Source organism: Neochlamydia sp. S13 (assembly GCF_000648235.2).
GTDB lineage: Bacteria > Chlamydiota > Chlamydiia > Chlamydiales > Parachlamydiaceae > Neochlamydia.
The window spans coordinates 913946-926758 of sequence record NZ_AP017977.1; the positions used below are offsets into that span (position 1 = coordinate 913946).

13 protein-coding genes are annotated in these 12813 nt (G+C 35.5%); 7 read left to right on the forward strand and 6 right to left on the reverse strand.

Annotated features, from left to right (window positions below):
• Positions 1–31 precede the first annotated feature (31 nt).
• Both TY21_RS03505 and TY21_RS03510 read right to left on the reverse strand, forming a co-directional pair.
• Positions 32–1666, reverse strand: a complete 1635-nt coding sequence (locus TY21_RS03505) for an IS1634 family transposase (protein WP_130589515.1) — start codon at positions 1664–1666, stop codon at positions 32–34.
• A 342-nt stretch (positions 1667–2008) separates the two neighbouring features.
• A complete protein-coding gene (locus TY21_RS03510; protein WP_130589516.1) occupies positions 2009–2533 on the reverse strand; it encodes a hypothetical protein in 525 nt (174 codons plus the stop codon).
• A gap of 433 nt (positions 2534–2966) precedes the next feature.
• Here TY21_RS03510 and TY21_RS11815 point away from each other — a divergent pair, with 433 nt between their 5' ends.
• From TY21_RS11815 to TY21_RS03525, 3 genes are all read left to right on the forward strand, one after another.
• Complete coding sequence (locus TY21_RS11815) at positions 2967–3233, forward strand: transposase (protein WP_042243563.1); 267 nt, start codon at positions 2967–2969, stop codon at positions 3231–3233.
• 789 nt (positions 3234–4022) lie between these two features.
• Positions 4023–4547: a hypothetical protein gene (locus tag TY21_RS03520; RefSeq protein ID WP_130589517.1), complete on the forward strand. Its 525-nt coding sequence runs from the start codon at positions 4023–4025 to the stop codon at positions 4545–4547.
• Positions 4548–4747: 200 nt separating this feature from the next.
• Positions 4748–5029, forward strand: coding sequence for a hypothetical protein (locus TY21_RS03525; protein ID WP_042240957.1), 282 nt, complete (start codon positions 4748–4750; stop codon positions 5027–5029).
• Here the strand turns inward: TY21_RS03525 and TY21_RS03530 are convergent.
• Together TY21_RS03530 and TY21_RS03535 are read right to left on the reverse strand one after the other, a co-directional pair.
• Entirely contained in the window at positions 5016–5624 is a 609-nt protein-coding gene (locus tag TY21_RS03530; RefSeq protein ID WP_130589518.1) for an IS1634 family transposase, read from the reverse strand. The two genes, TY21_RS03525 and TY21_RS03530, sit on opposite strands and share 14 nt — an antisense overlap.
• 149 nt (positions 5625–5773) lie before the next feature.
• Positions 5774–5998, reverse strand: coding sequence for a hypothetical protein (locus tag TY21_RS03535; RefSeq protein ID WP_130589519.1), 225 nt, complete (start codon positions 5996–5998; stop codon positions 5774–5776).
• A gap of 544 nt (positions 5999–6542) precedes the next feature.
• Here TY21_RS03535 and TY21_RS03540 point away from each other — a divergent pair.
• Both TY21_RS03540 and TY21_RS03545 read left to right on the forward strand, forming a co-directional pair.
• Positions 6543–7130 carry a hypothetical protein gene (locus TY21_RS03540; RefSeq protein ID WP_130589520.1) on the forward strand — a complete coding sequence of 196 codons (588 nt, stop codon included), beginning with the start codon at positions 6543–6545 and terminating at the stop codon, positions 7128–7130.
• 122 nt (positions 7131–7252) lie between these two features.
• A complete protein-coding gene (locus TY21_RS03545) occupies positions 7253–7837 on the forward strand; it encodes an NADPH-dependent FMN reductase (RefSeq protein ID WP_042240950.1) in 585 nt (194 codons plus the stop codon).
• An 862-nt stretch (positions 7838–8699) separates the two neighbouring features.
• On the opposite strand, the gene TY21_RS03550 is transcribed toward TY21_RS03545, so the two are convergent.
• Entirely contained in the window at positions 8700–8906 is a 207-nt protein-coding gene (locus tag TY21_RS03550) for a DUF2892 domain-containing protein (protein WP_042240947.1), read from the reverse strand.
• 397 nt (positions 8907–9303) lie between these two features.
• Between TY21_RS03550 and TY21_RS03555 the strand changes: the two genes are divergently transcribed.
• Both TY21_RS03555 and TY21_RS03560 read left to right on the forward strand, forming a co-directional pair.
• A complete protein-coding gene (locus tag TY21_RS03555) occupies positions 9304–9921 on the forward strand; it encodes an outer membrane protein (RefSeq protein ID WP_042240946.1) in 618 nt (205 codons plus the stop codon).
• A gap of 650 nt (positions 9922–10571) precedes the next feature.
• On the forward strand, positions 10572–11789 hold the full coding sequence (locus TY21_RS03560) for a hypothetical protein (RefSeq protein WP_042240942.1): 1218 nt from the start codon (positions 10572–10574) through the stop codon (positions 11787–11789).
• A gap of 428 nt (positions 11790–12217) precedes the next feature.
• On the opposite strand, the gene TY21_RS03565 is transcribed toward TY21_RS03560, so the two are convergent.
• Complete coding sequence (locus TY21_RS03565) at positions 12218–12763, reverse strand: biotin transporter BioY (RefSeq protein ID WP_042240939.1); 546 nt, start codon at positions 12761–12763, stop codon at positions 12218–12220.
• Between the last annotated feature and the right edge of the window lie 50 nt (positions 12764–12813).

The window sequence follows — 12813 nt, forward strand, 5'->3', positions numbered from 1 at the left end:
CAAGCTGTTGATTATTAATAATTTAAGTGAATTATCGGCGCTTCTTCCTAGTGACTACATGCGCATGATTCTTTGGTAAAACTTTTGGTAACTCTACTTTTAAGGCTTCAAGCATTTGTCTGTTTTGGTGACGTGGTTCGGGGATTTGCTGAAAACTTAAGCCATCATTTACTGTCCATTCTATTAGCGTTAAAGTAGATAAACTGCGCAAGCCCTCTTCTACTGTTAAATAAAGGTCCTTCCAGGCTTTATCAAGTTCTCTGATAATCATGTAGGCTAACATTACAATTAAAACATGGCCCCTTGTACTTTCTTCTGAACGTACATAGACTGGCCGTATCTCAAGATCGTTTTTTACTGTTCTAAAAGCTGATTCTACTCTAGCTAAATCTTTATAACGATCATGTACTTCTTGCATGCTCACTTCTTCGCAAGCAAGATCGGTTTTAATCACATAGCAACCATCTAGCTTAGCATCCTCAGCTAGTATTTCTTGATTGAGGCATACAGATAAACTTCTATCTTGTGCGCTAACTGTCACGCAAGTTTTAAGCGTTAAACGCTCGATTTTAGTTTTAATTTTTTTCAGCGCTACTTCTACCTGTGCTTTGGGATGCGCATGTAGATAGGCATTTTGCATAGCGACCAATTTTTCAATGCTAGCTAGCTTGCTGAGACGAGAATGGGCGATTTCCTGGGCGCGCACAGGATTGCGCTTAAGAATATATCTTATCCCATCTTCTTTGACTTCAGCCAAGTTATTATCAAATAGCGTATATTCGATCACACCTTTTTTCATTAAGGTCTCTATTTGAGCTTTTGTCATAGCGGTAATATAATGAAAACCCTGCTCTTGTAAATTTTCGATCTGCCCGCTTTTAATCATCCCTCTATCGCCTACAAAAGTGACTTTCTCGCATTTAAAGCGTTCTTTAGCTTTTTTGATCTGAGCATGGAAGGTAGAAGTATCTTGGGTATTGCCTTTAAACACTTCGGTTGATACGGGTGTGCCATCGGCTGAACTTAGCAAGCCTATCACAATTTGCTTCTTACCTTTCTTTTTGTCTCGGTTGTAACCCCAATCGGCAAGCTCGTTTTTCTCGCCTTCTAAATACGAGCTAGTGACATCATACAAAAATAAGTGAGGAGGTTTCTTGCAAAAACTTTTAGTAAATAATCGATCTTCGATAGAGGCTTGGCTTTGGCATAACCACAAAAGATTCTTATAAAGATCTTCTTCGTTAAAGCCCTTTTGCAAGTCAATTACAGGTGCAATGGCATACGTTTCTGCCAACCTGACGGCAGAAAGCCTTGAGCCTTGCTCCAATACGCGTGCTACCACTTGCCACAACGCGAGCTGACCTTCTCGGCTATTGCCAAGTGCATCCACAATTCCTAAACGTTTAGCCATTTGGTAGATCACCCATACGCCACCGACAGATAATCCCTCTTGCATTGTGGCTCCACTACACGAGGTTAAAGCTTGGAGATTACCTTTATGTTTTAAAGCTAACTCGATAGCAGCAATTTCTTCAGGTGTGCAATTGGATAGATTACCCACCGTGCGTTTTTTGACGGTTTTGCCTTCTCTATAGGATTCTCGTAGCAAAATTGTTTCATAAACTTTGCCGGCAGCTGATTTAAATTTTGACTTCACTATATGCATACCTACAAAATACACTAATAAAAAGATTTATGTAAATATTAAAAACAATTTTAATTAAAATTTTGGTGACTACAAAATTTTATAAAAAAGCCATAAAGCTTTAATAATAAAATAATTAAACACTTTAACCTTATAAAAAAAATGGAACTTCCGTTTTAATAGTTACATTTAACGTTTAATTTTAATTAATATAATCCTCCTTGTTATTCATTAAATTTTTTTAAGTACTTTAAGTCTTTAAGTTATACTTTGCCTCTTCTCCATTACAATAGTCTCTCAGTCTCTTCTGTTTTTGAAAATGCATAAACAGGGCTAATCGTTTTGTGCAAGTTTGCATAATTATTAAAGATTTTTTAGTATGCTGCGTATTCCTATTGCTGCGTTTCTTGCTATAGTTATTGCTTTTTTGTCTGTTGAAGCTTCCACCTGTACAGAGTTACAATCTTCAGAGATATAAATCTCCAATTTTATGCCTCTTGCAAAAATTGCTTTCAAATCACTCACCGCTCTTTTCTCCTCTTCTTCATCAAGCTGGGGATCACCTAGTAGATAGTCTGCTATTAAATTTGCATTCACTATTCTGGGAGTATCGCGATAACGTTGCCTTGCTGCTTCAGTATTAAACAGTTGGAGAAAAAATGCTTTTGCCGTTTCCCACCCCACAGACAGTGTCGATCTTCGTAAAGTGATTTTTCGTGCCTTTAATGGTTGTTCTTGCCCAAAAAAAGAATGATTTAATGTTTGGACCATTACACTTGAAAAAGTACCTTCTGGAACATTTGCGGCAATCAACTCTCCTACTATACGCTCGGCTCTACGATTGGGTAATTCTGCGAAATTAATTCTTTGTAGACTATTAATATTCATGCCAGCCCCCTTTGTTTTTTTTATGGTAAAGGGCTTTTTGATAAGCCCTGTTTAAGTAAAAGGATTCTTTCCATTTAATTTAATTTTCTATATAAAATATTGTCAATATTTTTTGGATAAGTAGCTCTATATTTGAGGTTTAAGTCAGAGTTTTTTTTTCTTTTTTTTAGTTTCAAAAAAAATAACTTTTTTATCCGAAACTAAATAATTTTTTGGTTTCCTTAAGTGAAAGCGCAAAGCCCTTTGCAAAGCTTCTTGGTTTCCATCTTGGATGCTTCAAAAATATAATAATTTCGTGGTTCTCTTAAGGGATTTTATTTGAAAGCTTTTTCTTTTAGGCTTTCTTCCCACTATACTTTTCCCATGCATCCAGCTAGACCATGTGTTAGGTGAGCTCTTAAGCTTAACTTAAGTTCCGTCTTAAGCTTGTTGTATGAGGAGCAAGCTAAGAAAATTTTTGCCACTGGTCCAATTGTCTATTAAAACTTTATTGGGTACATGTGAGACGATAGAAAGGCAACTTGCTAAACTTGAAGAAAAACCCCAAAAAATTGGTAATGCCGATGCTAACATTCTGCTCTTACAAACAATCCCGAGAACAGATTTAATTACAGCGAGAACCTTTAAAATGTCTATAGGTGACCCCACAAAGTTTTCTCAGTCTAAAAATGTGAGAGCCTATTTTGGAATAACTCCATAACAGTATTCCTCGGTGAAATCAATAAGTAGGGAGGAATTTCCAAATGCAGGCATTTAAGAGATACGGTCTTTACTTATAAAATCAGCCACAGCGGTATTTTCCTAAGACCAAGCTATGAAGCAAGTTAAAAGCATAAGGACTAAAACTTGTCCGTAAAGCTTCTGTAGCTGTATAGAGAAAACTTTCTATAATCAAATATCGAATGTTAATCACTACAGAGCCGTTCAGACTAAGCGATAAAGAAGAAAATAAAACTGCAAAGAAAAGGTAGCAGTATAAAACTTAAAAGGCTTCCAAGGCAGGACTTTTCTAAGCTATAAGCTAATGGTATGAATTTATTTTTATGATAACACCGAATAGAACAAGCTTAAGACGGAACTTAAGTTAAGCTTAAGAGCTCACCTAACACATGGTCTAGCTGGATGCATGGGAAAAGTATAGTGGGAAGGAAGTCTAAAAGAAAAAGCTTTCAAATAAAATCCCTTAAGAGAACCACGAAATTATTATATTTTTGAAGCATCCAAGATGGAAACCAAGAAGCTTTGCAAAGGGCTTTGCGCTTTCACTTAAGGAAACTAAAAAATTATTTAGTTTCGGATAAAAAAGTTAACTTTTTTGAATTAAAAAAAAGAAAAAAAACTCTGACTTAAAGCACAAATATTGAGCTACTTATCCAAAAAATATTGACAATATTTTATATAGAAAATTAAATTAAATGGAAAGAATCCTTTTACTTAAACAGGGCTTATCAAAAAGCCCTTTACCATAAAAAAAACAAAGGGGGCTGGCATGAATATTAATAGTCTACAAAGAATTAATTTCGCAGAATTACCCAATCGTAGAGCCGAGCGTATAGTAGGAGAGTTGATTGCCGCACATGTTCCAGAAGGTACTTTTTCAAGTGTAATGGTCCAAACATTAAATCATTCTTTTTTTGGGCAAGAACAACCATTAAAGGCGCGAAAAATCACTTTACGAAGATCAACACTGTCTGTGGGGCGGGAAACGGCAAAAGCATTTTTTCTTCAACAGTTTAATACTGAAGCAGCAAGCCAACGTTATCGCGATACCCCCAGAATAGTGAATGCAAATTTAGTAGCAGACTATCTACTAGGTGATCCCCAGCTTGATGAAGAAGAGGAGAAAAGAGCGGTGAGTGATTTGAAAGCAATTTTTGCAAGAGGCATAAAATTGGAGATTTATATCTCTGAAGATTGTAACTCTGTACAGGTGGAAGCTTCAACAGACAAAAAAGCAATAACTATAGCAAGAAACACAGCAATAGGAATACGCAGCATACTAAGAAATCTTTAATAATTATGCAAACTTGCACAAAACGATTAGCCCTGTTTATGCATTTTCAAAAACAGAAGAGACTGAGAGACTATTGTAAGGGAGAAGAGGCAAAGTATAACTTAAAGACTTAAAGTACTTAAAAAAATTTAATGAATAACAAGGAGGATTATATTAATTAAAATTAAACGTTAAATGTAACTATTAAAAAGAGATAGAAAATGTCATCAATCTATCATTTTAATCAGGAGCAACCACTTACTGGTCTAACCAATACCCAAGTATCAGATTTGGTCAGTAGCAACCTTCCTGAAAATACTTATACTAGCATTGCTGTTAATAGTATAAACTATCGATTTCCTTTAACGGAGGAACCTATCCAAGCACGGCACATTTCCTTAAAGATCTCTCACGTAGCAGTGGGATGGAGTTCTTTAAAAGTTTTTCCAGGAAGAATGTTAAACGTACATGTTGCCCACATTCCGCAAGTTAATTACCATTAGCATATAATTTCTGAAAAGGAGGGCCTAAAACCTGCAAAATATGCCTCATATTAGGATTTAGATTAAGGATTAACTCTTTTATACCCTCAGGAGTACGTTTGATTAAGAGGTGTACACCTTCAAAAACTTGGAAAATCCAGCGCAGGGTAGGCATGTTTGTAGATTTTCCTAATTGATTAGGAATGGAGGTAGACAGCTTTTCTAATTGTTGACGTAAATGGCGCTGGGTAAGGGTATAAACTAGCAAGCAAAGACACATAATCATAGCTAAAGCTATAATCCTTTGCTCATTTTTAAGGAATACCGAAGAAGTCATAAATAAGGGATCTTTGAGAAAGCGGAATCCTCTTTCCACCGATTGTTGGCCTTTATAATTGTCTAACAGATCATCATTTGAAAGAAGCTCGGCATTCAGCTCATTAGTGGCCAGGATAAATTTTCCTTTTCTTTGTAAGCTATTGGAAATTTTTTGCTCATCTTTTGCTAAGGCTGCCTCCATTCTATACTGGATTAATAAAGCTTGCTCTTTTTTAGGCCTGCCAGGTTCTTGCTTGCTTCGTTTTGAATAGTATTTATTTTGTCTAGACGATGATATTTAAGTTTTTTTTCAAAAGCTCTCAAGGCTGCTTTAGCATCTTTTTCGCAATCAAAAGCCTTTGAGGCAAGCTGCTTTAATTCTTTGACTTTTGCTTGCAGCTCTTTTTCTATTTGCCTATCTAAAGTTTTCTTTTCCCTTATAAAAGCTTATTCAGAATAGACTAAAAGCCACCTTTGAGGAATTCCTGCATAGATAGAACCTAATTCAACGGCCCAGTAATCGGCAGACAGCTTTTCCATTTCCTCTTTAGAAAAACTAGATACAAGCTCGTAGGCTGCTCCTATTTGTTCTGGAACACGCGTTACCCATTTCATATCATCGGAAATATCTTTTAGTGCGTCAGCGGTATACATATATAGCTTATCTAACATCTTTTTTCATGTAAGATGTTTTTTTAATTGTTTTTAAACCTGTAAGAACTACTGTATTTCAATGCCTTTAGCAATATCTTAATTTTAAAAAGATAGATAAAGGGAGTAAAAATAAAAAACTGCTAAATTTCTCCCGATCAAAGCCAATCATTCAATAGAGCTTTTTGAATTAAAATCTAGCCCATTAACAGCGCTTAATTAGCCGTTGTTACTAAATGGTCCAATCCTTTCCCTGAATTGCTGAAGCTATACAAGTTATCTATTTTCTAAAAAAGGTTAACATTACGTAATCTTCTGATAAGGATAGGGCCGCGGAATCAATTGTTTTCTTCAATCGGTATAAAGGCAATCACATAAATAATTTTTTTTTAAATTGTTAAAAAAAATATTTACACAAAACTTAAAAAAAATGAAAGTGAGGTTTGATAAAACTTTAGCCGCAAAAAGCTGCAAAGTGCAGCCAAAGCGAAAAGATTATTATTCGTTCACAGAAAGGATAAATTCTGTAGACGCAAACATTCAAAAATGTTCGGAGGATTATAATATGAAGAAACTTTTGCTCACAGGTTTGGTAATGTGTGGTCTCTTTGTTGCTTCGCATAGCTATGCACAAGAGACGTCCGGAGCTACTTCTGCTGGCGCAGCCTTTGCTCAGAGCCAAGCTTCTAGCTCTCAAAAAGGGCAAGAATGGAATCAGAACAATCAGAATACCACCGAAGAGCATTATTGGAGCCATGATGGCCGCCGTTGGCATCCAGGCTCCTGTTCTATCGAGGGAGAAGATCACCCTTGTGCAGATAGAGCAGCAGATGCCCCTACTGGCGAATGCTGGTGTAAATATGTTCATTACGAGCCTTGTTATTATTATACCAAACGTTGTGTAACAGAGAATAAATACCGTACAAAAAAATGTACTCGCCAAGTACCAAAATACACCGAAGTTCAGAAATGTAGAATGGTTCCTCAGTATTATACCGAGACTGTTTGTAAATATGAAACCGAATGCTATGATGTTCAAGAATGTATACCAAGCAAAAAATGGGTTTCCGATCGTCATGTTAAATATGTTCCCAAATATTACTATAAGCATATATGCGGAAAATCAGGCTGCCCCACTCCCTGTCCTCGTTAATTAAGCCTGCTGTTTGATTCTTTTCGTAGCTGTCATTAGATTAATCTGATGACAGCTTTTTAAACATTCTATATGTTAATCGACTAAGTATGATGTTAATGAAATTATAAATGGTAATGGATATGTCTAAAAAACCTAGAATTTTAGCTTTCGCGGGCAGTTTGCGCAAAGACTCTCTAAATAAGAAACTGATTAAAATTGCGGCAGCTGGCGCTCAGCAGGCTGAAGCCGAAGTCACTCTTATAGATTTAAAAGATTACCCCTTACCTCTCTATGATCAGGATATTGAAGATCAACAAGGTCTGCCAGAAAATGCTTTAAAACTTAAAAAGTTAATGGTTCAACATGATGGATTTCTGATTGCTTCCCCGGAATATAATAGCTCAATACCGGCGGTTTTGAAAAATGTCATCGATTGGACTTCCAGAAAAGCGGAAGAGAACGAGCCTTTCCTATCCTGTTTTTTTGAAAAGCCAGTTGCTCTTTTGAGTGCCTCCCCAGGGCAGCTTGGCGGTATGCGGGGACTTGTGCATGTACGTTCCATGTTTTGCAATATTTTTTGTTATATAATTCCTCAGCAGAAATCCATCTCACAAGCACATCTAGCATTTAGCGAAGAAGGAAATTTAAAAAATATCAAAGATCAAGAAGATGTGCTAAATGTAGGTAGAAAATTAGCACAATTCATTATCAAATTTAATACATAATAAACCTTAAAGCAGCTACTATTGCATGTAAAAAATAACTTAAAAAATGTAAATTAGGTAATACCTAATCTCTCATAAGAAGTTCTAAATCATGTAGTTGAAATTCATAAGAGCCTATATAACAAAAAAAGATAAGCGGCCACGGGGCAAGTCCAGCTTTAGATGCGATTCTGCGGGCATCTGCAAAGCCAAAAATGCTTGTAAATAGCTGGTTTTCCTATTTGCACGACTTTCTGATTTACATTATCTTCTGCAAATCAAAAGCTTAAACAGTTTTATCCCTGTGACCGCTTACCAAAAAAGGTCTTGTTGAGCTAAATTTGAGAGCGTGATGATTTTATAATAATTTTTACTTTGCAGAAATCTATAGCCAAATTGAGAAAAATTAAAGCTTGTTTGATTATGCAGCCTGGAGAACTAAAGCTGTTGCCATGCTAGGTAGTGCATAGTAAAGTTTTATGCTTTCTGCAAATCAAGAAAAGTCTTTAAAAAATTGTTTTCAAGCCTCTTTAATCTAAGCTATATATTCTAATAATCTTTTACTTAAAAATTCTAGGATAGGAAGTTCTCCTTTATCGCTTTTATTCATCATACAAAGTGATTCTTCAGCTAGAGGAGGGGCTGTATTGTGTTAAGATAACAATTTTTAACATGCTTAAGATAAAAAAGGCTTCCTAATACCTTTTAAAGAAACTAGGTCTGCATATCCACAAAAGATATTAACCCTTTTCCAAGCTGACTCTCACCATAAAAACAAGCTTTTGATTAATTAGGTGACTACATAAAGAGCGGCTCAAAAGCATATAATTATAAATATTTAGGTAAACGTTTTGTTAAGTTTGTTTTAAAATAGCTAGAGGGCTTACTTGCTTTTAGGCTTTGTAGGCAGAGAGCAGCTGTTTTTTCCTATCAAATGATAAAGTATGCACCAGCTTGCTAATGCTTCATAAAGGGTAAACAGAGCCATGACGCCTAAAAGCCAGCTTTTAAATTGAAAGGCAAATCCGCCCAATAAAAAGGCTAAAGTAAATCTTAAAATTCGATCAGCAGTGCCTATGTTCTTTTTCATAATTCCTTTTAAAACTTAGCCAATGGATTTAGGTTACGCGTTAGAGACCAATTTAGATCTGGAGGATCTCAATTCTCTCCCTATCTTATACCCTCAATTTTATTGATAGCTATAGAAAGTTTCATAAGCAATAAACTTTTATCCCCGCCATGAAAAAAAATTATGAGGAGAGAGAGTAGCCAAATAGAGATATTTTATCTCTTTGATTATTAATAAGATTTAAGCCATTTAAAAAAATATTAAATGATATTTACTTTATAAAAAATTAGGTTTTTTTTAAGAAAAGATTGTACTGCAGGAAAAAAAACTAATTTTCTCTATTGAAAAATTTAATAACATAGGGTATGTTCACCAGTTGTTGAGACATCCTTAAAACAACGTAACCAAGGAACTCGTTATGAAAAAATTTGTTCTATTAACAATATTGTTTGCCGCTTTTCTCGTGCCGCAGTGCGTGAAAGCAGTAGACATGGAAGGCTTTTATGTAGGTGCAACTGGAGCAGCAAACTTTCTCCAACATGCTAAAAAACATAGAGGTAAATACGATACAGGCTATTTCGGCACTGTAGATCTGGGATACCGCTGGTGCAATCGCTTCCATTTAGAAGCTGAAGTTGCTTACAGATATAACAAGGGCAAAAAACGCCACCATTATCACAATGGTGACTTAGTAGCTAACCATCGTCATCGTGGACACCGCGATACATGGGCAGCAATGGTTAATGTCCTCTACGATTTCGACATGCAATGGACTATGGCTCCTTATGTTGGCGTTGGTATTGGTTATGCTCACATTAAAAATGAGCGTCATTATAACTATGCTGGTTATGCACAACATAGATACCATAAAAACGATAATCAGTTTGCATGGCACGCAATCGCTGGCGTTGCATACCCAATCTACTACAATGTGGATTTAGCTGTTGAATATCGTTTCTTTGATACGACAACTCGTCGTCATGAAAGAAGCAATTACAACCATGACGTTGGTGTAAACTTAAAATATTATTTCTAAGCTTAAACCTCTTAGAGTATCGTTTCTTTAATGTGTCTTAGGTTTTAGCCTAAGACACATTTTTTTTTACTTATAAATTAATCTTAATTTGTTGCGAGCTAAAGTATGCTGGCAGATAATTTGGCCTCTTCAAATCCTAGGCATGCATAAGAGAGCTATTCATAATAAAATTTACATTTAAGTAGCCAGTGGTAGGTTATCTACATCCTCTTTATTATAGGTAATCCTAGTTAATCTTTTTCTCTTTGTATTCGGCCAAGAAAAGAAACATCCTCTTTTCATATCAGTTGCTCATTCCTAAGCTCTCTGACAGATTGCTTCGAATCGTCCTTCAGATCCTATTATTCTATTTCTTTTAAGAAAGACAAACTATCTCTTACCCTGTTAATACCAATCGCTCGTGACCTTAAGCTTTTTGCTGTACACTTTGTTAACTCTAATTATTATACCCCGCTTTTTTAGGCTAGCATATCGATCTCTTTCAAGCGTTTCTTTTTAAGATCCATTTGCTTATCAGATCTTTATTGAAGGCTCCTGTCTAATCGATAGGTTTCAATTCTTTACATTTAAAGTTTTAAGGAATATAGTAATGTTCTTTTAAAATTAAATAGCTATTAATTACTTTATTGTTTTTTTAGCTAGGAGGGTTAATGAATAATATATTTCCAAACTACATCGTAGACCGAGAGCCTATGAGATATGGCGGCTATCAAGAAGATTATCAGCTTAAAAGCAAAGAGATAATCCGCGAAGGAATAAGAAAAATTAAAATTTCTCCTCAAGATAATAATTCCTTAACTGCTCTTTTCTTCAATTTGTTAGAACAGTTTGGCACTCAACGGCGTAAAATAGCAGAGGCCCATGAGACTTTGGAAGCCGCTAAATTCGGGCTGCGAAGGGATATTGACGGATTAAATGATTGGTACCATACAATCTTAGATGGGGTCTATCAAGATTATAATGCTAAAATTTTGGGATTATTAGCAAATCATTTGCAAGATATGGCTCTTGAAACTAAATCATCTCAAAGAAACAAGAAGTTAGCCGAGACATGTTTAAATCATAATTTTTCTTTAGAAATTAAACTATTAGAAAGTGAAGATTACACTGCTTTGAAATGGAATCGGGCAACAAGCTTGGAAGAGTTTAAGCATTATTTTAACGAGTCCCAAATTAGTTTATTGCAAATAAATGAAGAAGATCTATCTATAAACGAAATTCGAGAACGTAGACAAGCAATGAAAAAATTGAAAGAAAGTAATATCGAGTTATATATTCGTACCAAGATGGTTTCATTTTTTTCTATGATGAACAAACAATTTCCTTCTCCTAAACTTGTTTCCCAAGATGGACAACAATATTATGAAGGCCATACAAAAAACTTCAAATCCTTCTTTCTACTAGGTACAGCTCGTTTGCAAGTAAACAAAAAGTTATTTGCTAGTACCCAATATTTTACTTGGCTTTATCGTGATGCAGAAAATCGTCCTGTCGAACGTATGTTGAAATGCTCCACGGTGATTTTAATCCATCAGGATAATTTGCTTATCAATGAAACCCTTCAGGAGATCGCTTCTATTTTTGCCAAGGCTGTATTAGTGCCTCAAGAAAATCTTAATGAATTAAAAAACACGATGGCTTTACTAAGATATTATTTGGCCCATGCTATGCCTTTTGAGAGGGGAAGCGCTGCTATCGGTGAGTGGATCGAAGGAGCTGTGTATGGCTCGCATGGTTTGAAAGTAACCTATCAAAAGGAAAAACAGGTGGATTTAGAAGCATTGACGTCGCCCTTGTTCTCGCAATTTTTAAACGAATATAGCGATATGATTTGTTTGACAGATGCTCATGAAGATTTAAGAGAATAAATGCTTTTAAGAAAAAAAAGTAAAGAAGGCTTAGCCATAAGGTGTTTTTAAACCTCGCTGAGCTTAGGGGATATTCACAAAGCCTCCGAGCTATTTTAAAGATAAGTAATATTACTAAAATTTTATACCTCTCTAGCTCCAGGATGGTGAGTAGTTTGTATAAATTTTCTAAGGAAGAAAACCCAGTTTTTACCTTGGAATGGTATATATTAAGACTTTTAAGCAAGGATTGGATAAGAACGGAAGTTTAATTAGTTGAAAGCTTTTTTATTTTATCATGGCTGGGGAGTAAGACACAAAAGGCTTTGGTATAGGATAGCTTTTAACAAAGCTGGATTCATTTCTTTAAAAAAGAGATGTTTTGTACACACTAAATAAAATTCTTTTTCTAAGGACTTCTCCCATAACTTTACCAAGAGATAAAAATTTCATCTTTGAATTTTACGAGAATTTAGATAACCCATCGCTATAAATATTTTTAAAACCTCACTAAATAAAAAAGGATATAATCCCATGTAAATTGCATTTTTTCCCCCTACAAAAATTGCTAAAATACTAGCCCCTAGGGCTAAAACAAGTAAACATGCAAGAGTAAGAATTACTAAATTATCTTGCATAGATTTTTGTGAAGAGGCTTTGCCTGCTAGATAAGCTTGTAAAGGCATGGCCAAAAGATAGCCCGCTTTAGGGCCTATCAAAATAAGAGGTTGAGCAATTAAGGGACTAAAAACTGGTAATCCGCATGTGCCTTCTAGTAAGTAAAGAAGAGTGGCAGCAGCAGCTTGCCTAGAGCCTAAAGTTATGCCTAGAAAAAGAACGGCTAAAGTTTGACAGGTAAATGGAACGGGGGAAAAGGGGAGGGTAAGACTAACCTTAGCACCTAGCGCTATTAAAAAAGAGCCTGCTAAGCTTATCAAAAGCCTGCAGGGCCAGGAGTCTGTAAGTGTAAAACTAGAGGGTATGGCTAGCTGCATCAGTAATTTCTCCTTCACAAAGATAAGAGTGCAGTTTATTTATACTTTTT